This is a genomic window from Streptomyces sp. NPDC059740 (assembly GCF_042733155.1).
Lineage (GTDB): Bacteria > Actinomycetota > Actinomycetes > Streptomycetales > Streptomycetaceae > Streptomyces.
Genome location: NZ_JBHWGP010000015.1, coordinates 125,640 through 147,070, shown reverse-complemented (window position 1 = coordinate 147,070; position 21,431 = coordinate 125,640). Strand labels below are relative to the sequence as shown.

General features: G+C 73.7%; 10 protein-coding genes and 1 pseudogene. 9 read left to right on the top strand and 2 right to left on the bottom strand.

Annotation, left to right across the window (positions count from 1 at the left end):
* Positions 1–11 precede the first annotated feature (11 nt).
* The 9 genes and pseudogenes from ACFV3R_RS19655 to ACFV3R_RS19615 form a co-directional block, all read left to right on the top strand.
* Positions 12–6,482, top strand: a pseudogene (locus tag ACFV3R_RS19655) (SDR family NAD(P)-dependent oxidoreductase); the annotation flags it as partial.
* A 111-nt stretch (positions 6,483–6,593) separates the two neighbouring features.
* Positions 6,594–8,174, top strand: coding sequence for a methylmalonyl-CoA mutase (locus ACFV3R_RS19650; RefSeq protein WP_385584220.1), 1,581 nt, complete (start codon positions 6,594–6,596; stop codon positions 8,172–8,174).
* 138 nt (positions 8,175–8,312) lie between these two features.
* Complete coding sequence (locus tag ACFV3R_RS19645; protein WP_385584217.1) at positions 8,313–9,740, top strand: phytoene desaturase family protein; 1,428 nt, start codon at positions 8,313–8,315, stop codon at positions 9,738–9,740.
* A 549-nt stretch (positions 9,741–10,289) separates the two neighbouring features.
* Positions 10,290–10,514: a hypothetical protein gene (locus tag ACFV3R_RS19640; RefSeq protein WP_385584213.1), complete on the top strand. Its 225-nt coding sequence runs from the start codon at positions 10,290–10,292 to the stop codon at positions 10,512–10,514.
* Positions 10,515–10,597: 83 nt separating this feature from the next.
* A complete protein-coding gene (locus ACFV3R_RS19635; protein ID WP_385584209.1) occupies positions 10,598–11,278 on the top strand; it encodes a DUF5819 family protein in 681 nt (226 codons plus the stop codon).
* A 2-nt stretch (positions 11,279–11,280) separates the two neighbouring features.
* Positions 11,281–12,327 carry a hypothetical protein gene (locus tag ACFV3R_RS19630; RefSeq protein ID WP_385584206.1) on the top strand — a complete coding sequence of 349 codons (1,047 nt, stop codon included), beginning with the start codon at positions 11,281–11,283 and terminating at the stop codon, positions 12,325–12,327.
* A gap of 834 nt (positions 12,328–13,161) precedes the next feature.
* Positions 13,162–15,882 carry an AAA family ATPase gene (locus ACFV3R_RS19625; RefSeq protein ID WP_385584203.1) on the top strand — a complete coding sequence of 907 codons (2,721 nt, stop codon included), beginning with the start codon at positions 13,162–13,164 and terminating at the stop codon, positions 15,880–15,882.
* A 571-nt stretch (positions 15,883–16,453) separates the two neighbouring features.
* Positions 16,454–17,221: a BTAD domain-containing putative transcriptional regulator gene (locus ACFV3R_RS19620; RefSeq protein WP_385584200.1), complete on the top strand. Its 768-nt coding sequence runs from the start codon at positions 16,454–16,456 to the stop codon at positions 17,219–17,221.
* 221 nt (positions 17,222–17,442) lie between these two features.
* Positions 17,443–18,153, top strand: coding sequence for a GNAT family N-acetyltransferase (locus ACFV3R_RS19615; RefSeq protein ID WP_385584197.1), 711 nt, complete (start codon positions 17,443–17,445; stop codon positions 18,151–18,153).
* A 61-nt stretch (positions 18,154–18,214) separates the two neighbouring features.
* Here the strand turns inward: ACFV3R_RS19615 and ACFV3R_RS19610 are convergent, their stop codons facing one another.
* Positions 18,215–19,015: an SAM-dependent methyltransferase gene (locus tag ACFV3R_RS19610; protein ID WP_385584194.1), complete on the bottom strand. Its 801-nt coding sequence runs from the start codon at positions 19,013–19,015 to the stop codon at positions 18,215–18,217.
* A 186-nt stretch (positions 19,016–19,201) separates the two neighbouring features.
* Positions 19,202–21,148: an N-acetylmuramoyl-L-alanine amidase gene (locus tag ACFV3R_RS19605; RefSeq protein ID WP_385584190.1), complete on the bottom strand. Its 1,947-nt coding sequence runs from the start codon at positions 21,146–21,148 to the stop codon at positions 19,202–19,204.
* Positions 21,149–21,431: the final 283 nt, after the last annotated feature.

The window sequence follows — 21,431 nt, the reverse complement described above, 5'->3', positions numbered from 1 at the left end:
GGGCTGATGTGAGCGCCGTCGAAGACCGACTCCGGGACTACCTCAAGCGCGCCACCAACGAACTGCGCCAGACCAGGCGGGAACTGAGCGAGCAGGAGGCGAGGTCCCGCGAGCCGGTGGCGATCGTGGGGATGGCGTGCCGGTTCCCGGGCGGGGTGTCCTCGCCGGAGGAGTTGTGGGAGCTGGTGGCCTCGGGCAGGGACGCGGTGGGTGCCTTCCCGGAGGACCGGGGGTGGGACCTGGAGGGGCTCTACCACCCGGACCCGGACCATCCGGGGACGAGTTATGTGCGGGAGGGGGGTTTCCTGGAGGGGGTGGCGGACTTCGATCCGGCGTTCTTCGGGATGAGTCCGCGGGAGGCGTTGGCCACCGACCCGCAGCAGCGGTTGCTGCTGGAGACGACGTGGGAGGTGCTGGAGAACGCGGGCATCGACCCGCAGTCGCTGCGCGGCTCGGCCACGGGCGTGTTCACCGGCGTCATGTACAACGACTACGCCGAACAGGCCCGCCCCGCCCCCGCCGAACTGGAGGGCTTCCTCGGCACCGGCAGCGCCGGCAGCATCGCCTCCGGGCGCATCGCCTACCTCTTCGGCTTCCAGGGCCCGACGATGACGGTCGACACCGCCTGCTCCTCCTCCCTGGTGGCGCTGCACCTCGCCGTCCGGGCGCTGCGGGCCGGCGAGTGCGAGCTCGCGGTGGCCGGCGGCGTCACGGTGATGGCCACCCCCCAGCCGTTCGTCGAGTTCAGCCGCCAGCACGGCCTCTCGCCCCGCGGCCGCTGCCGCTCCTTCGCCGACTCGGCCGACGGTGCCGCCTGGGCCGAAGGGGCCGGGACGCTGCTGCTGGCCCCGCTGTCCGCGGCCCGCGCCGCCGGCCACCCCGTGCTGGCGGTGATCCGGGGCTCGGCGGTCAACTCCGACGGGACCAGCAGCCAGCTCACCGCCCCCAACGGCCCCGCCCAGCAGCAGGTCATCGAACGGGCGCTGGCCGACGCGGGGTTGCGGCCCGCCGACATCGACATGGTCGAGGCGCACGGCACCGGCACCACCCTCGGCGACCCCATCGAGGCGCAGGCGCTGCTCGCCACCTACGGGCAGGGCCGGCCGGCCGACCGGCCGCTGTGGCTCGGCTCGGTCAAGTCCAACATCGGCCACGCCCAGGCCGCCGCCGGAGTCGCCGGCGTCATGAAGGCCGTGGCGGCGATGCGCCACCGCGTCATGCCGGCCACCCTCCACGTGGACCGGCCCACCACCCACGTCGACTGGTCCCCGGGCGGCGTGGAGCTGCTGACCGAGGCCCGCGAGTGGAGCGGCGCCGGTACCCGCCGGGCCGCGGTGTCCTCCTTCGGCCTCAGCGGCACCAACGCCCACGTGGTGCTGGAGGAGGCCCCCACCGACCCGTCCGATCCGGAAGCCGATCCGGAAGCCGACCCGGCCCGGAGCCCCGCCGGACCCGCCGCGGCGCCGGTGGCCTGGCTGCTGTCCGCCGCCACCCCCGGCGGGCTCCGCTCGGTGGCGGACCGCATGCTCGACCTCGCCACGGAGGCCCACTCACCGGCCGGGGTCGCCCGTACCCTGCTGACCACCCGCGGCCTCCTGGACCACCGGGCCGCCGTGGTCGGCACGGAACCCGCCGACTTCCGCGCCGGACTCGCCGCCCTGGCCGAGGGCCGCACCACCCCCGCCACCGTGGTCGGCAAGGCCGCCTCCGCGCGCCGCACCGCCTTCCTCCTCCCCGGCCAGGGAGCGCAGCGGCCCGGCATGGGACGCGACCTCTACCAGGCCTTCCCCGCCTTCGCGACCGCCCTGGACGAGGTCGCCGACCACCTCGACCCCCACCTCGACACGCCGCTGCGCCAGGTCATGTTCGCCGAGGAGGGCACCACCGAGGCCGCCCTGCTCAACGAGACGGCGTACACCCAGCCCGCCCTGTTCGCCTACGGCGTCGCCGCCCACCGGCTGATGACCGCGCACGGCGTCGTCCCCGACCTCCTGGCGGGCCACTCGGTGGGCGAGCTGACGGCGGCACACCTCGCCGGCGTGCTCCCGCTGGCCGACGCCACCCGACTGGTCGCCGCCCGCGGCCGGTGCCTGCAGGAGCTGCCCCGAGGCGGTGCCATGGCTGCCGTGGAGGCCACCGAGGAGGAGGTGGCGCCGCTCCTTGCCGACCACCGGCACCAGGCGGGCCTGGCAGCCGTGAACGGGCCGCGCTCCGTGGTGGTGTCCGGCGCCGAGGAGGTCTGCGCCGCCGTGGTCGAGCACTTCCGCGCCCAGGGACGCAGGACACGGAACCTCACCGTCAGCCACGCCTTCCACTCCCCGCTGATGGAACCGGCGCTGGAGCCGCTGCGGCAGGTGGCGGAGCAACTGGCTTACGCAGCGCCGCAGGGCAGACTGGTCTCGGCGCTCACCGGCACCCTGTCCCCCGAGGAGATGCGGACACCGGGCTTCTGGGTCGACCACGTCCGGCAGCCGGTGCGGTTCGCCGACTGCGTCTGCACCCTCCGCGCCGAGGGCGCCACCGCCCTGGTGGAGCTCGGCCCCGACGCGGTGCTGACCCCCATGGCCGCCGAGGTGCTCGACGGCGACCCGCACCTCCTGGCCCTGGCGACCGCCCGGCGGCAGACGGACCCCGTCCAGCAGTTCACCCTGGCACTGGCCGCCCTGCACACCGCCGGCGTGGACGTCGACTGGAACCTCGCCCCCGGCACCCCGGACCAGCCGGTCCGCCTGCCCAACTACCCCTTCGAGCGCACCCGTTACTGGCTCCAGCCCGGGCGCCGCACCACCGGCGGCGTACCCGGTCAGCGGCCGGCCGGGCACCCCCTGCTGGGTGCCGCCCTGGACCTGGCCGAGGACGGCACCCTCGTCCTGACCGGCACGCTCTCCCGCAGCACCCAGCCCTGGCTCGCCGACCACCAGGTGGCCGGCACCACCCTGCTGCCCGGTACCGCCCTGGTCGACCTCGCACTGGAGGCCGGCCACCGCGGCGGCTGCGACCGCGTCGAGGACCTCGTCCTCCAGGCACCACTGGTGCTGCCCCCGCAGGGTGAGACACACCTGCAGGTGACCCTCGCCCCGCCCGACCCCGCAGGCCGCCGGCGGCTGACCGTCCACTCCCGGCCCGCCCCCACGGACCTGGGCGGCGAGGAGCAGTGGACCCGGCACGCCGACGGCACCCTGACCGCCGCCGAGCAGGCCCCCGCACCCGAGCAGGCCGCCCCCGCCCCGGCAGGGACACCGCTGGACACCGCCGGCCTCTACGACCGCCTGGCCACCGGCGGGCTGGAGTACGGCCCGGCCTTCCGCGGCCTGCGCGCCTGCCACCGCGTCGGCGAGGAGGTCCACGCGGAGGTCGCCCTCCCCGAGGGGCTGGAGCCCGCGGGCCACGGCGTGCACCCAGCCCTGCTGGACGCCTGCCTGCACGCCCTGGCCTTCCTCCCCACCGAGGACGGCCGGGAGCCGGCCCCCATGCTGCCGTTCGCCTGGCGCGGCGTCACCCTGCACGCGACCGGAGCGACCAGCGTGCGGGTCCGGCTGACCCCGGCGGGCGGCGGCCACCGCCTGGCCGTCACCGACGCAGACGGCGCCCCCGTGCTGACCGTCGAGGAACTCGGGCTGCGCCCGCTCCCGGACCACCTGCCCACCGCCGGCCCCTCCCTGCCGCCCCTGCACCGCTGGGAGTGGACGACGTGCCCCCGCGAGGCGGAGCCCGCCCGGGACTGGACGGTGGTGGCCGCCGGCGACCCGGCCGCCTTCACCGCCGCGGCCGGCGACCCGGACCGCCCGGACACCCTGGTGCTCACCTTCACCGGACCCGGGCCCTCCGGCACCCCGCCGCAACGGGCCCAGGCCCTCGTGGCGGAGGCCCTGGCAGCCCTGCGGCAGTGGCTGGGCGAGCACCCGCCGGCCACCGCGAGGCTGCTCGTGCACACCGGGGGCGCGGTGACCGCGGTCCCCGCGGACCCCGCCCCCGACCCGGCCCTCGCCGCGCTCTGGGGCGCGGTGCGCTCCGCGCAGGCCGAGCACCCGGACCGCTTCACACTGGTCGACGGCGGCACCCCGGAACAGGCGGTGGCCGCCGCGCTCACCGCGGTCGAGCCCGAACTGGCCGTGCGGGGCGGCCGGGTGCTCCTGCCGCGCCTGGTGGCGCCGGCCGACACCCCCCGCCTCGCCCCGCCGCCGCAGGGGCCCTGGCACCTGGCCGGCGCGGGCACCGGCACCCTGGAGAGCCTCGCCCTGAACCCCGCGCCCGACGCGGAACGATCCCTGGGCGAAGGCGAGGTGCGCCTGGCCGTGCGGGCCGCCGGCGTCAACTTCCGCGACGTGCTCGTCGCCCTCGGCATGTACCCGGGCGCCGCCGTCCTCGGCGGCGAGGGAGCCGGCGAGGTGCTGGAGGTCGGCCCGGGGGTGACCGGACTCGCGGTGGGGGACCGGGTGCTGGGCCTGTTCGCGCCGGCGTTCGCCGACACCGCCGTGGCCGACCACCGCCGCCTGGCCCGGGTGCCGGCGGGCTGGTCCTGGGAGCAGGCCGCAGCCGTCCCGACCGTGTACCTGACCGCCTACCACGGCCTGGTGGACGTCGCCGGCGTCCGGCCCGGTGAGCGGGTGCTGATCCACGCCGCGACCGGCGGTGTGGGCGGCGCCGCCGTGCAGGTGGCCCGTCACCTGGGCGCCGAGGTCTTCGCGACCGCCAGCGAGCCCAAGTGGGACACGCTGCGGGCCATGGGCTTCGACGAAGCGCACTACGCCTCCTCGCGCACCCTGGACTTCGAGAAGCACTTCACCGGGTCCACCGGCGGCCAGGGGATGGACGTGGTGCTGGACTCGCTCTCCGGCGAGTTCGTCGACGCCTCCCTGCGCCTGCTCCGGCCCGGCGGCAGGTTCGCCGAGATGGGCAAGACGGACATCAGGGACCCCGAGCAGGTCGCGGCAGCGCACCCCGGGGTCACCTACCGGGCCTTCGACCTCGCGGTGACCGACCCCGACCGCATCGCCGAGATGCTCCGCGCGGTGCTCGCACTCTTCGCCGAGGGAAAGCTGGCGCCGCCACCACTTACCGTCTGGCCGCTGGAGAAGGCACCGGAGGCCTTCCGCCACCTCCAGCAGGCCCGGCACGTGGGCAAGGTGGTGCTGGCGCTGCCGCGGCCCGCGTTCGGCACCGGGACCGTGCTGGTGACCGGCGGGACCGGTGCGCTCGGCTGCGCCGTCGCCCGCCACCTCGTCACCCGGCACGGCGTGCGCAGCCTCCTCCTGGCCGGCCGGCGCGGCCCCGACGCCGAGGGCGCGGCGGAACTCACCGCCGAACTGGAGCAGCTCGGCGCCCAGGTCCGGATCGTCCGGTGCGATGTCGCCCAGCGGGAACAGGTGGCCGAACTGCTGGCCGCCGTCCCGGCCCAGCAGCCGCTGAGCGCGGTGGTGCACGCGGCGGGCCGGACCGCCGACGCCCCCCTGGACGACGTCACCCCCGAGGACCTGCACGCCGTCCTGGCCCCCAAGGCCGACGCCGCCTGGCATCTGCACGAGCTGACCAGCGGCGCCGACCTGTCGGCCTTCGTGCTCTTCTCCTCCCTCGCCGGCAGCGTCGGCAACCCGGGCCAGGCGGGCTACGGGGCGGCCAACGCCTTCCTCGACGCGCTGGCCAGGCGGCGCGCCGCCGAGGGCACAGCGGGCACCTCGCTGGGCTGGGGACGCTGGGAGTCGACGGGCGGCATGGCGGCCCGGCTCGACCCCCGGGGGGACGCCCGCCTGCGGCGCGCCGGCGTGGTGGCGATGGGCGAGGCGGAGGCGCTGGCCCTGCTCGACGAAGCCGTGGGAGCGGCGGCCGTGGCCGTGGTGCCCGCCCGCTTCGACCACGCCGCCCTGCGCCGGCGGGCGGAGGCGGCGGACCTCCCCGCCTCGCTCACGGCCCTGGCCGGCCCCGTCCGGCGCCGCACCGCCGCCGCCCCCGCCGTGCCCGCGGGCCCCTCCCTCGCCGACCGGCTGGCGGCCCAGCCCGCGGCCGACCGGGCGGCCGCCCTCCGGGACGTGGTGCGAAGCGAGGTCGCCACCGTCCTGGCCTACCCCGACCCGGCCGCCGTCGACGACGACCGGGCGTTCAAGGAGCTGGGCTTCGACTCCCTGACCGCGGTGGAGCTGCGCAACCGCCTGGCCGCAGCCACCGGGATCGCCCTGCCCGCCACGGTCGTCTTCGACCACCCCACGGTCTCCGCCCTCGCCGCGCACCTGCTGGCGGAGCTCCTGCCCGGTGGCGGGGACCCGGCCGAGGAACTGCTCGGCGTCCTCGACCTCTTCGAGCGGGACATGGCGGCGGCCGAACTGACCGGCACCGACCGGAGCAGAGTGCTGCGCCACCTCGTCTCACTCGTGGAGAAGTGGGACACCAGGGCGGACGCCGAAGGGGTCGAGGACCAGCTCCAGTCGGCCTCCACCAGCGAGCTGTTCGCCTTCATCGACGCCGAACTCGGCACGCCGGAGGGCTGAGCGGCCGCGTCACCCGCCGCGGGCCGCCACCGGCCCGCGGCGGCACACCCCGGTACGGCAGACCGCCGGAGCAACCGCCGGTCACCCGACGACCCAGGAGGTACCCGTCCCATGACCGGCGTATCGGAGTCAGGACTGCCCATCGAGCCCGTGTACGGACCGGCCGACCTGGCCGGGTGGGAGGCGGCCGAGCGGCTGGGGGAGCCGGGCGGCTACCCCTACACGCGCGGGGTCTACCCGACGATGTACACCGGCAGGCCGTGGACGATGCGGCAGTACGCCGGCTTCGGCACGGCCGCCGAGTCCAACGCCCGTTACCGGCAGCTGATCGAGCAGGGGACCACCGGCCTGTCCGTCGCCTTCGACCTCCCCACGCAGATGGGACACGACTCCGACGCCCCGCTGGCCGCCGGCGAGGTCGGCAAGGTGGGGGTCGCGATCGACTCGATCGAGGACATGCGGGTGCTGTTCGCGGGCATACCGCTGGACCGGGTGTCGACCTCGATGACGATCAACGCGCCCGCGGCCCCCCTGCTGCTGCTCTACCAACTGGTGGCGGAGGAGCAGGGGGTGAGCGCGGACCGGCTGACGGGGACGATCCAGAACGACGTGCTCAAGGAGTACATCGCCCGCGGTACCTACATCTTCCCGCCGGGCCCCTCACTGCGGCTGGTGGCCGACGTCTTCCGCTACTGCCGGGCACAGATCCCGCGCTGGAACACCATCTCCATCTCCGGTTACCACATGGCCGAGGCGGGGGCCTCGCCGGCGCAGGAGATCGCCTTCACCCTGGCCGACGCGGTCGCCTACGTGCGCACCGCGGTCGACGCGGGCATGGCGGTCGACGAGTTCGCGCCGCGGCTCTCCTTCTTCTTCGTGGCGCGGACCACCCTGCTGGAGGAGGTGGCCAAGTTCCGTGCGGCGCGGCGGATCTGGGCACGGATCATGCGGGAGGAGTTCGGCGCGCGCGACCCCAAGTCGCTGATGCTGCGGTTCCACACGCAGACCGCGGGGGTGCAGCTGACCGCCCAGCAGCCGGAGGTCAACCTGGTGCGGGTGGCCGTGCAGGGGCTGGCGGCAGTCCTCGGCGGAACGCAGTCCCTGCACACCAACTCCTTCGACGAGGCACTAGCGCTGCCCACCGCCAAGTCGGCGCGCCTGGCGCTGCGCACCCAGCAGGTGCTGGCGTACGAGACGGACGTGACGGCGACCGTCGACCCGTTCGCGGGCTCCTACGCGGTGGAGTCGATGACCGACGCGGTGGAGGCCGAGGTGGTGGACCTGATGCGCCGGGTGGCCGAACGCGGCGGTGCGGTGGCGGCCATCGAACAGGGCTACCAGAAGGAGGAGATCGAGCGGAACGCCTACCGGATCGCCCAGGACACGGATGCCGGACGGCGGGTGGTGGTCGGGGTGAACCGCTTCCGCGCCGACCAGGAGGAGCCCTACGAGCCGCTGCGGGTGGACCCGGCGATCGAGGCCCGGCAGGCGGAGCGGCTGGCGACCCTGCGGGCCACCCGCTCCCCGGCCGCCGTCCAGACCGCCCTGTCCGATCTGCGGAAGGCGGCGGAGGGCACCGGTAACGTGCTCTACCCGATGCGTGAGGCGCTGCGGGCGAGAGCCACCGTCGGCGAGGTGTGCGACCTGCTGCGCGAGGTCTGGGGAGTGTACGTTCCGGTCGACGCCTTCTGAACGGGCGCGAAGGCGAGACGCCGTGCCCGGTGCCGCCGGACGGCGGGGGCGCCACCACGGGGCCCCCGCGTGACCGCCGCGGTGGGAGTCGGGCCTGTTCACCGGTGCCGGCCCCTGCCGGCGCCCCAGGGAGGTGCCATGAGTACGGCCGTCGTGGTGGGCAGCGGACCGAACGGCCTCGCGGCCGGCGTGCTGCTGGCGCGGGAAGGCGTCGCGGTCACCGTGCTGGAGGCGGCGGACACGATCGGCGGCGGCACCCGCACCAGCGAGCTGACGCCGGGTCTGCTGCACGACCACTGCTCCGCCACGCACCCCCTCACCGTCGGGTCACCCTTCCTGCGGACCCTGGACCTGGACCGGTTCGGCCTGCGGTGGTGCACTCCGGAAATCGACTGCGTCCACCCGCTGGACTCCGGGAGGGCCGGCGTCCTGTACCGCTCGCTGGAGCGGACCGCGCAGGGGCTCGGGCCGGACGGGCGGTCGTGGCGCGCGATGTTCGGGCCGCTCGCCGCAGGCTTCGAGGAACTCACCGACGACCTCATGGGACCCCTGCTGCGCCTTCCGCAACACCCGCTGCGCACCGCCCGCTTCGGTGTCCCGGCCCTGCTCCCGGCGTCCCTCGTGGCGGGACTGTGGCGGTCGGAGCAGGCTCGCGCGCTCTTCGGGGGAGTGGCGGCACACGCCTTCCGGCCGCTGCACCACCCGGCTACGGCCGCCATCGGCCTGATGATCCTGGCGGCGGGACACCGCCACGGCTGGCCGGTGGCAGCCGGCGGCTCCCGCGCCATCACCGACGCGCTGGCCGCGTCGCTCACCGCCTGCGGCGGCCGGATCGAGACGGGTGTGCGGGTGCGGTCGGCGGCCGACCTCCCGCCGGCCGACGCGGTCCTCTTCGACCTCGCCCCCTCGGCGGTGGCCGACATCCTGGGCGAGCGGCTGCCGGTCCGGGTGGCCCGCGCCTACCGCCGCTACCGCTACGGGCCGGGCGCGTTCAAGGTGGACTTCGCCGTGGAGGGCGGCGTCCCGTGGCGCGAGGAGACCGCCAGGCGGGCGGGCACCGTCCACGTCGGCGGCAGGTACGAGGAGGTGGCGGCGGCCGAACGCGAGGTGTGCGCCGGCCGCATGCCCGAGCGGCCGTTCGTGCTCGTGGGGCAGCAGTACCTTGCCGATCCGCAGCGTTCCCGTGGCGACGTCCACCCGGTGTGGACCTATGCGCACGTACCGCACGGGTACGCCGGGGACGCCACCGAGGCGATCGTGCGGCAGATCGAACGCTTCGCACCGGGCTTCCGGGAGCGGGTGCTCGACCGGGTGGTGCGCACGCCGGGCGGCTTCGCGGCGTACAACCCCAACTACCTCGGCGGTGACATCGTCGGCGGGGCGAACACCGTGCGCCAGCTGCTGGCCCGGCCCCGCCCGGGCCGCGACCCCTACAGCACGGGGGTGCCGGGCATGTACCTCTGCTCCGCGGCCACCCCGCCAGGGGCCGGCACGCACGGCATGTGCGGTGCCAACGCCGCCGCCGTGGCGCTGCGCCACCTGCGGGGCGGGTCCGGGACCCGGTGAGGAGCCCGTCGCACCTGCCCGGGCGGGAAGGTTGCGGTGACTGAGGGGCCGGATCCGGCTGACGGCACACGGGGGACGCCACGCGGTCGCTGCGTGCCTCCCTCCCGTACCCGGGCGGTCCCTGCCGCCCGGCCACGCCGGCGGTTGCGCCCGCCGGGTGCACCGGAACCGCACAAAGACCCCTGGCGCCGGTCGGGGGCTGTCCCGTCGTTCCTTTCGCGGCTCGCGGGGAACCGTCGCGCTCCTGTGCGGTGTTGAAGGCTGTCGGAACGGTGAATGACGTACCGCGAAACCCGGTCTGACGCGGCCGCCGGGCCGGCGCTGAACACAATCTCCACTGCAGCTTTCGCACCGCTGAACCGGCGCTAAAGACCGCAGCTCCCGCGCATTGCGTCACTTTTCCGGAAGAGGCCGCGAGTGCATTCCTCCGCAGATTCAACGGTGTTACTTCGTTGTGGTGGGGCGGGGTGCGTGGCAGCCTCGACCGCGGCGAGTTCCGCATCGTATCGAACTCGTCGTTCCTGTCAGAGACAAGAGTGAGGAATTGCAATGCGGAAGAAGCTCGTTGCAGGCATGTTCGTCGGTGCGGCCGCCGTTGCCGGTTTCGCTCTGGCCGCTCCGGCCAACGCGGCGCCGTCCCCGACCGGGGTGGCCGCGCCGCACAGCGTGACCGCTGCCAAGAGCGGCACCACCTCGCCCTCCGCCTCGGACGACACGCTGGCCGAGGCCCAGCGGGACGCGGCCCTGGCCGACATCATGTCGTCGCTCGTCTGAGCACGCAGTGACCGCCACGGCCGTGCGAGCGGCCGTGGCGGCCCGCGTGGCCGGTTCTCCCAGTACCGAGGGAAAGGGAGCAGATGAGAGCCGATCTCCGCCGCACCGTCCTGGCGCTTCCGGCGCTGGTCGCCGCGGCATATCTTGTGTTGACAGCCGCGTACAACGCGCCCGCTTCGGTGCCGAGGGACCAGAGCCGGAAGGTCGTGGCAGGCGCCCTCGACCCCTATTTCGTGCAGAACTGGATGCTCTTCTCGCCCACCCCTCCGACGTCGAATCTGGAGGGCTGGTACCAGATCCGTTACCGGGACCAGGGCGGAAAGCAGCACACTTTGAAGCCTTTCTCGCTCACCCAGGCGTACGAGATGAAGGGACAGATCCCCTTCGTCCGGGCCCGGGCGGAAAGGATCGTCGACTCGCTGGGCCGGAGCATGGTCTCGGTGAACCGCCGGCGGGCGTCCGCGAAGAAGGACTCGACGGCCCAGGCCCAGGACCAGGCCAGTTCGGTGGCCAGGGACAACGAGGAACTCGTCTACCGGAAGGTCGCCGGGGCGGAGCCGCAGAAGGGGCTCTGGTCGGAGGACCTGAAGCAGGTCAGGTACCTGGTCACCCTGCTCGGTGACGAGATCGCGCCGCCCGGTGGATTCACCGAGGTACGCGCCTTCTTCACCTCCACGCCCGTGACGGACCCCGCCACCGGTGAACACGGGCCCGTCGTCCGTGTGGCCGACTCCGGTTGGCTTCCCCCCTACGAGAGAGGCTGACCGTGACCGTGACCGCCCGGGTGGCCGGAGCCATCGACCGCATGTCCACGGGGAAGCGGCGGCTGCTGGGCCTCTCGCTCGTCCGCATCGGCATGGGCGTCGCGCTGCTCTCCACCTACCTGACCAACTTCAAGGTCCGCTACCTGATCTGGGGGCCCGACGCGGTCTCCGGCTACCAGTCCTTCGTCGCGCGCACCGGGCACGGCGGGCCCCTCTCCCTGTACGCCCTGAGCGATGGCCGGGTCTGGTTCAACCTGGTCTTCTACGCCGGCATCCTGGTCACCGCGGTGTGGACCGTGTACGGCGGCCGGGCGCTGACGGTGGCCTGCGCTGTCTTCCTGTGGTCCCTCAACGCCCGGGACTACGCCACCCTCGACGGCGGGGACAACCTGGCGCAGATACTGATCATCTTCCTGTGCTTCACCACCACCGACTACTGGCTCAGTCCACGCGGCGGCCGGGTCCGCCGTCGCGAGGCCCTGCGCAACCGGCGCACCACACTGGGCAATTCGCTCCACAACTGCGCCGCCCTGGTGGTCGTGGTGCAGACCTCGATGGTGTACCTGGTCTCCGGGCTGTGGAAGGTCTCCGGCGAGCACTGGCGGGACGGCTCCGCCCTCTACTACATCAGCCGGGTGCACGAGTACAGCCACCTGTCGGTGTTCCCCTGGCTCATGGGGCACATGTGGCTCTCGCTGATCGCCTCGTACGTGACGATCGCGGCCCAGCTCTGCGCGGTCCCCGCGGTGTTCTCCACCCGGCCCTGGTTCCGGAAGCTCGTCTTCAGTGTCATCGCCGTGATGCACGTGGGGATCATGTTCGGCATGGGCCTGTTCTCGTTCGCCCTGGTCATGCTGGCCGCGGACACGGCGATCCTGCGGGACTCCGACTACCGCCTGATGCGGGCCTGGCTCGATCGCCACGTCCTGGCCCGCCTCGCGACGCTGCGGCGGCGGGCGCACCGCGGTTCCGCGGAGCCGGTGGGGCGTCCCGCGCCCCCGGGAGAGCCCGCACCGGCGGCCCTCAGCGAGGTGGGCCCCGCGCGGTAGCCGGGGCTCAAGGGCCCGGCAGCAGGCCCCGCAGGCTCCCCCCTGAACGCCCCGGTGCGGCCCCACGGCCCCCGGGGCGTCGGCACGCGCCCGGAGGCCTCGGCGGGTGGCCGGAAAGGCACCGTCCGCCGAGGACGAGGCCGGACGCCGGAACAGTCCGGGGAGAAGGCGCGCCCCCGTCCGTCCCCGGCGGCGGGCGTGCCGGCGCGCACACCGCCGGCCACGGCTGAAGACCGCCCGCAGCCGTGGCCCAGTCCTGATCCGCCGGCGACCGGAGGTGCGGGCCCGCGCCCCGGACCGCCGGCGCCACGGGTCCGCGCGCCGCGGTCCCGGTGCCGGCGGCGGCCCCCCGGGCGGACCGACGAGAACCGGACAGCTGCCGGCCGGTGGGAAACGGTTCCGGGTGCCGCGCAACGGTGCCGTGAGGTGCTCAATTTTCGGATGCGAAGCGGAATTTGGGAATCCGGCATGGGAGCCCGCTTCAGTAAAGGGCTTCTCGAGTATCGAAAGAGCCATGGGGTTCGCCGGCTTTGCTCTGAGCGGGATTGCAAAGGCGTGACACCCCCTCCGAACCCTGTTACGGTGCCGGTGTGGTGAAGCGGGCTCATGTGGGGGGTGTGACTCGTGATGCAGGTGCCATCGACTACTGCGTGATCTTCGACCGCAGCGTCCTCGCCGGGAGCTGCCGTTCCACGGCGTTCCGGTGTTCTTCGTCCCGTCGCACGGGCCCTCAGGCTGACAGCGTCGTCATCGGGCTGCCCGCGATGTCGGCTTCCGCGTTGCCGGAAGCGTGAACCGCTCGGATGTACTCAGGTCGGTCAACGGGGTGTTGTTGTGATCGTCAACCTTATCGGCAGAGAAGCAGAATTCGGCCATATTGAATCGGCCCTCCAGGAATGCCGCACGGGAACCAGAAGCCTCTTTCTCGTCGAGGGCGGAGCGGGCTGCGGGAAAAGTACGTTCCTGGACGCCGTGTGGGAGAAAGCCCGTTCCTACGAGTTCACCTCCGTCTGTCTGAACGGGCGGCGCCACGGTACCGAGACACGTCTCGACCTCGTGCGGCAGCTGGCCGGCACACCCGGACTGCCCGAGCAGGCGCAGCACCGGCTCACCAGGGACATGCGCCGATGGGAGACCGGCACGGAGCAGGGGGACCCGGTCCCCACCGTGGTCCCGGTCCTGCGGCAGGTCACGGAGCAGAGGCCGCTCCTGCTGGCCGTCGACGACGTGGACGAGTTGGACGAGGCCTCGCTCGACGTCCTGGTCTCGACCGTGCACCACACCCGCTACCTGCCCATCGTCTACGTCCTCACCAGTTCGCTGATGGGGACCCGTGCCACCGACGGGCTCGGTGGCAGGCTGCTGCACATACCCTGGTTACAGCGCCTGCGACTGCGCCCCTGGGGCGTGAGCGAGGTGTACCGGGCGCTGCGCCACGGGGGGAACCTGCCCCCGCTCGCCGCCCAGGCACCCGACATCCACGCGCCGAGCGGCGGCAACCCGCTCCTCGTCCGAGCCGTGGCCGAGGAGCAGAAGCAGGCGGAACCGGATGCCGGAGCAGTCCCGGGCAGCCCCCGGCCGGACGCAGCCGACCAACTGAGACTCGGCGGCCCCTTCTCCCAGGCACTGCTGTCCTGCCTGGAGCGCAGCAGTCACCTCGAACGCGCGGCGGCCACCGCCGTCGCCGTACTCGGACACGGCTCCCCCCAGGACGTGGCCACCGTCCTGAACGTCGCGACGACGACCGCCACCCAGGCCCTGCACGCCCTGGAAGCGACCGGCATCATCGAGGACGGCCGTTTCCTGCACCCGGTCGCCGCGGCCGCGGTACTGGACACGGCGCCGCGAGGCCGGCGCCAGGACCTGCACCGCAGGGCGGCCGGGCTCCTGCACGGCCGGAACGCCGAGGCGCCGGTCGTGGCCCGTCACCTCGTGGCGTCCGGAACCGCCGGTCAGGACTGGCAGCTGGCGGTCCTGGAGGCCGCCGCCCGCCAGGCACTCGAGGACGACGACGTCTGGCAGGCCGACGGCCTGTTGAGATTCGCCCTGGACACCGCCGAGGACGCCGCGTCCCTAGCCCGGATACGTGCCCGGCTCGCTCTGATCACCTGGCGCTGCAGCCCCACCGTCGCCGAGAAGGACCTGACGGTGGCCGTCGACGCGGTCCGAGCCGGACTGCTGCCTCCGGCCGACCGGGAGGCCCTGCTCGGCCCCATCCTGCTGGGCGGCCGGGTCGACGACGCGCTGGAGATCGGCGGCGTGCACGAGGAGCACCGCCGGCCCGCCATCGGCGTGCGCAGCCACGCCGCCGTCCTGTGGGCCGCGCACACCCGCACCTGCCGCACGCCGGGCGGAACCGACGCCGCTCGCCCGCAGCCGCTCGTCGAACCCGGCCTGCTGGTCACCACCCCCGTGTGGGCCTCACCGGACCGGCAGCAGGGGGACGCGGCCCGGCGGCTGCTGGAATCGACCCCGCTCACCGACGGCCTGCTCGCCCCCCTCATCAACACCGTGAAGGTGCTGGCGCTGGCCGGACCGGTCGACGAGGCCGAGGAGTGGTGCAACCGGCTGCTGGACCAGGCCGGGGACCGGGACGCGCCCGGCTGGCGTGCGGTGCTGCTCACGCTCCGGGCAGAGCTCGCCCTGCTCCGCGGCCGACTGCCGCTCGCCGAACGGCTGGCCGGAGAGGTCGCCGAAATCCTGCCGTCCGGCGGGGTGTTCGCGACCGGGGCCCGAGCGGTGCGGATCCTCGCGCGCACCGCGATGGGCCGGCACTCGGAGGCGGCGCAACTCCTGGACCAGCCCTACCCGGACGGGCTCTTCGACACCCTGTACGGACTGGGCCTGCTGCGGGCCAGAGGCCGCCACTACCTCGCCACGGGCAGCCACCACGAGGCGCTCGACGACTTCCGCACGCTGGGGCTGCTGGCAGGGGCCTGGGGCATCGACCGGCCGGGCCTGCTGCCCTGGCGCCTGGACGCCGTTCAGGCCCATCTGCTGCTGGGCGAACGGGAACCGGCCGAGGCGTTGCTCGAGGAGCAGATGGCCGACCCCTCATGCTCCGTGCGGACCCGGGGCATCGCCCTGCGGTTGCAGGCCGAGTTGGCCAAGGCCGCGCAACGCCCGCGGCTCCTGACCGCGGCCATCGAGCAACTCCACCTCTCCGGTGACCGGCGCGAACTGGGACTGGCCTACGACTGCCTGGCGACCGCCTTCGGGCACCTCGGGATGCGCCCGCGGGCCACTGCCATGCGGCGCACGGCGAGTGAGCTGGCCAGGGAGTGCGGTGACGTGTCGCCGACCCGAGCGGTGCCGGACGGCAGGGCCGGGGAAAGGCGGCCGGCCGAGGCGCGTACGGGCCTGGCGCCCGGCGGCCTGAGCACCTCCGAACACCGGGTGGCCGTCCTCGCCGCCCGGGGGCTGACCAACCGGGAGATCTCGCGCAGCCTGTTCATCACCGTCAGCACCGTGGAGCAGCACCTGACCAGGGCTTACCGTAAGCTCGGCGTCTCCCGGCGGCAGGAACTGGCTCTCGCCCTCCCCGAACGGGCCTGAGAACCCCCCTGCCGACCACGCCGTGAGGGGCCCGGACCGCCGTCGCGGTCCGGGCCCCGGCGTCTTTGCGCTCCGGCCCCCTGGCGTCGTTCCGCTCCACGCCGGTGCCGCCCCGACCGGGGGCGGCGGACCGCGCCCGGCCCCCGTTCCCTTCGCGCGGCGTACCCCGGCGACGGTCTGCCGGGGAGGAGCGGCCGGCCACCGCCCTCGTACGCCCGCCTCCCGGCGCCCGCACGCACCCGTCGTCCCCGCCCCGCACCCGTACCGGAAACGGACCGCGCGACGCGTGCGCCCGGTGGAAGGCCACGTGCACGGAGGCAGTAGGGGTTCGGTCGGTGGCCTGCGGCCGGTGGCGAGCGGTCCCCGGCCCCTCCGGTGCCTTCCGGCCTGCGCGAGGTTGTCCGAGGCTTGGCTGCCGATGGCGGTTCTCTTGGCCCGCGCTTGCCGTTTCCTTGGTGTGGGAGCCGTGTTTCTAAGGGGCATAGGGGTGCGGGTAAGGGTGCGGTCGGGCCCCCTCCACCTGCCAGGATCCTGGTGTAGGGCACGTAGTCGGGGTTCATGGGGAGAGACATTGCGGTACGAAGTCCTGGGTCCTCTGCGCGTCACCGGTCACGGGAAGGCGTCGTTCATCGCGGCCCGCAAGGCGGAGACGCTGCTGGCCGTGCTCCTGGTACGGGCGGGGCAGGTGGTGTCGACCGACGAGCTGGTGGCGGAGTTGTGGCTGGGGGCGGCACCCAAGCGGGCCAACGCGGCCCTGCACGTGTACGTCTCGCAGCTCCGCAAGATCCTCGGCCCCTCGGCCACGGGCGAGAGTCCCATCGTGACCAGGCCCCGCAGCTACCTGCTCCGTACCCAGCCGGGCGAGGTGGACGCGGGGGACTTCCTGGCGCTGACGGAGGAGGGGCGGGCCCACTTCGCCGGCAAGCGCTACGAGGCGGCCGCGGTGTGCTTCGAGGCGGCGCTCGCACTGTGGCGGGGCCCGGCGCTCAGCGACCTGACCGACAGCCCCATGATCCACGTCTACGCCACCTGGCTGGACGAAGCGCGCCTGGAGTGCCTGGAGTTGTCGATGGAGACCGCGCTGGCCCTGGGGCGGCACCGGCAGGTGGTCGGGCAACTGCGTTCCCTGGTGGCCGAGTACCCGCTGCGCGAGTCCTTCGACAGGCTGCTGATGATCACCCTCTACCGATGCGACCGGCAGGCGGAGGCCCTGCAGGTGTACCGGCTCGCCCGCGAGCGGCTGCGTGAGGAGATGGGCCTGGAGCCCTGCCGCTCCCTCCAGGAGGTCCACAACGCCATCCTGGTGGGGTCCGACCCGAGGGTCCGCCGGGCAGCCTGACCCGGACGGGCCGGCGCCCGCCCTCCCCGGCGCCACAGCCGCGTGAGCCTCCGTGCCCCCCGGGGGCGGGTGCGTGCTTATGATCGCCACCGCGAACGGTCTCCGGAGTGTCCGGAGGGCCTCGGAGTCCGGTGCCCGCGGGGTCGCCGGTGCCCCGGCGGCAGGAGGTCCGCGGCGGCTGCCGTCCCGTGCGGCGTGCGGCGATGCGAGGGAGGCAGGACATGACGGCGGTCCCCGGCGGCCTGGTGCTCGACGACCCGGTGGGGCAGTCGCTCGGCGGCCGGCACGCACCTCTCGCCCGCCGGCGCGGCCGGGCCGCCACCTACCTGCCGGAGGTCGCGACCTTCTCCACGGTCTCCGCCGCACCGCGGGCGGGGGACTGGGCCGACCTGGCCGGGCTGCTCGGTTCCGGCGCCCTCGCCGACATGTTCAGCTCTCCGGCCACTCCGCCGCCGGACTGGGAGCCGGTCTTCTCCCTCGAAGGCCGTCAGATGGTGTGGTCCGGTGGGGCCGGCCACCTCGGACGCGCCGAGGCGCGGAACGGGACCGAGGTGGTGGACCTGGGCGCGGACAGCGTGCCCGAGATGCTCGACCTCGTCGCCCGGACCCAGCCGGGCCCCTTCCGGCCGCGGACCCACGAACTGGGCACCTACCTCGGCATCCGCGAGCACGGCACGCTGGTGGCGATGGTGGGGGAGCGGTTGCGGCCGCCGGGCTGGACGGAGGTCAGCGCCGTCTGCACGGACCCCGAGGCGCGTGGCCGGGGCCACGCCGCCCGGCTGGTCGGCGCGCTCCTCACACGGATCGTGGGCCGCGGGGAACGCCCCTTCCTGCACGTCGCCGAGGCGAACACCGGTGCCCGAGCGCTGTACGAACGGCTCGGGTTCACCACCCGCAGGCAGGTGGTGTTCCGGGGGTTTCGCACGCCGTGAGGGGCCGGCCGGGCGGCAGACCGCGGGGCGTGGCCGGACAGGCCCGCGGCGGCACGGCCGCTCAGAGACGGCCGACCCCGCCGTAGTAACCGACGGCGCGGGCGTCGTGGGCCGGCTCGCCGTCCGGGCGCCAGAAGGGGACCTGCACCAGACCGGGCTCCACGAGCTCGAAGCCGTCGAAGAACCGCAGGATCTCGGCGTGCGTCCGCAGTTTCAGGGCGGCGGTCGAGCTGTTGTACACCGCCTCGGCCTCGGTGCGGTCGGGGTGGATGTCGTTGGCGGTGTGCGAGAGCACGAGGTAGCTGCCGGCCGGCAGCGCGTCGCGCAGGGTGGCCACGACACCCCAGGGGTCCTGCGCGTCGGCGATGAAGTGCACGATGGCGACGAGCGACAGGCCCACCGGCTGGTCGAAGTCGATCACCTTGCGGACGCCGGGGTGGTCCAGGACGGCCTGCGGGTCGTGCAGGTCGGCCATGACGATGCTGGTGTGGCCGACGCCCTTGCCCGCCATCAGCGCGTTGGCGTGCACGTTCACGATGGGGTCGTTGTCGACGTAGGCGACCCGGACGTCGGGGGCTATGGAATGGGCGATCTCGTGGACGTTGGGCGAGGTGGGCAGCCCGGTGCCGATGTCGAGGATCTGCCGGATGCCGTTGTGCACCAGGAAGCGGACCGCCCGGTTCATGAAGCTGCGGTTCTCCCGGACGCTCACCAGGACCTCGGGAGCGGTCTCCATGATGCGGTGCGCCGCGCTCCGGTCGACCTCGTAGTTGTCCTTGCCGCCCAGGAAGTAGTCGTACATGCGGGCCGGATGCGGCCTGCTGGTGTCGATCTCCTCGGCGGGGGTTCCGCGGTCGGCCATGACGCGCTCCGTTCACTGGTGCCACTGGTGTGTCCCGGACGCAGGCCACCCCTTCGTCCTCAGGACCGCACAGCCGCAGTCTCTCACCCCCGGTCGCGGCGGAGGCGGCCGGTCAACGCCGGTGACCGGTGACGGCGTTGCCGGCCGGGGCGAACAGTCCCCTGCTCGCCCCGGCCGGCGGACCGGTCAGTGACCGCGGTGGTGCGTGCGGACCGCGGGCGCCGGCTCCGCCGCGACGTCCGCGGCGTCGACCAGGGCCACGCGGTGGTCGTACTGGACGGTGTAGAACCGCCCGGCACCCTTGACCAGGGTCGCCTGGGTCGCGAAGTAGTCGTCCGAGCCGACGGCCGGCTGCGTGGCGACGTAGGCCTGGCCCGCGGGCACCGAGTAGGCGCTCAGCGGGGCCTGGGACGAGGGGTTCAGGCCCGAGGGGTACTCCGAGGGCTGGGGGTAGCCCTGACCGTAGACGGGCACGGCGGAGGTCCCGGTCGCGCTGACGATCTGCACGTTCCGGGCCGGAGTGGTGTTCTGCCCACCGGGGTTGTGGAACCACACCTTCTTCCCGCTGAACCAGACGGCCGTCCAGTCACCGCTCCGGTCGGCGACCACGAACTGCTGGCCGTCGGAGACGGTGCTGCCCCAGTCGCTGATCGCGTCGCTGCCCGCCGGGTCCTTCGGGTGGATCGCCGGGTCGGCGAAGAGCGGCGCCGTCGCACTGGGGGCGGTGCGCACGTACAGGAAGTCCGAGGGCTTCTTCTGCTCCGTGCACGCCGTGACCTCACCGCTCGGGTCGTCCGCCGGACAGACCTTCGCCGTCTGGAGGTTGGTGGCGAAGCCCGGGGTGATCGTCACCGCGGAGCCCACCGGCCCCACACCGCGCTCACCGCCGTCCGTCGGGGCGCCGAGCAGCCGCATGAAGGAGGCCCAGTCCCAGTAGGGACCCGGGTCCCAGTGCATGCCCGCGACGTAACTCGACGCAGGGCCGGGCACGTTGTCGTGGCCGATGATGTGCTGCCGGTCGAGCGGGACGCCGTACCGGGCGGCCAGGTACTTCACCAGCGTGGCCGTGTTCTCGTACTGGGTCTGCGTGTACCAGGTGGCGCCGTGGGCGGCGAAACCCTCGTGCTCGATACCGAGCGAGTGCATGTTGAACCAGTAGTTGCCGGCGTGGAAGGTGACGTTCTTGTCCGGCACCATCTGCGTCACCGCGCCGTCCGAGGACCGCATGACGTAGTTGGCCGCGTCGGCGCTGCCGGCCTTCTGGAAGGTGTTGATGGCCGACTGGTACGAGGACTCGGTGTCGTGGATGACGATGTACCGGACGTCCATGCCGTCGGCGGGGCGGTTCGCCACCTGGTAGCTGGTGGTGGCCGCCGGCAGGAAGGTGCAGTCCAGGTCGGACGGGCACTCGACCCGGGGGTCGGCGACGGCCTTCAGGCGCAGCCGGCCCAGTTGGCCGGTCGCCGGGTGCAGGGAGGGCCGGGCGGTCAGCGCCACCCGTTGACCCTCGGTGGTCGTCTGCCGCGCACCGGACTGCACACGGGCGAACACGCGGTCGGCGAAGGTCTTGGCGGCCTTCCGGTCGGGGGAGCCGCTGTAGCGGGCGACCGCGCCGTACCAGTCCGCCGGGTCGGTGGACGTGGAGCCGGTCAGCGTCTTCTGGTAGGACGCGAGCAGTGCGGCGCCGCCCCGGATGTTGTCGCGGGAGTTCTCGCGCAGCCGGTCGGCGGAGACTCCGGAGACCTCCGCGGCCTTCGTGAGGGTGTGGAGCGAGGGGTCGGAGACGAGGGCGCTCAGGTCCGCGCGGCCCGCCGCACCCGCCCCGCCCGCCGAGACCATCTTCTGCGTCACGTCGGTGAGGTTCATGGGTCCGTAGCCGCCACCGGTGTTGTACTGACCGGGGTGCGTGGCCCACGCGGACTCCTGGTAGGCCACGGCGAGCAGCACGGACTCGGGCACGTGGAACTCCGCGGCAGCGGCGGTGAAGTCGGCCTGTTCGGCGCCGGTTCCCGCCCCCGGGCCGTCGGCGTCGTGGGCCTGGGAGACGGCCGGGACGAGCGCCAGGCCCCCACCCATGATCACGCCACCGGCGACCACCGCGGAGATGAGGCGGCGTTTGCTTCTTCTGTGCAAGAAAGATTCCTTTCTCTACCACCGGGGGCGTGGAATCGCCCGAACCGCGGTGGAGTGCACCAGCAGTCACAGCAGTGCAATGCCGTCGATTATCTGTCAGCCGATGCCACGCGGGCGGCTCCGGCCGTGAGGGAAATCAAACCGAAGCGTGAAGTGTGTGTGGGCATGTGTCAGGAACTCCGCGGCATCGCTGAGCGGACGTCAGGTGACGGGCGGTCACCGGTACGAAAAATCCCCGCGCGCCCCCAACGCTCGCGCTGTACGTTGAACAGGCGCGCGTTTC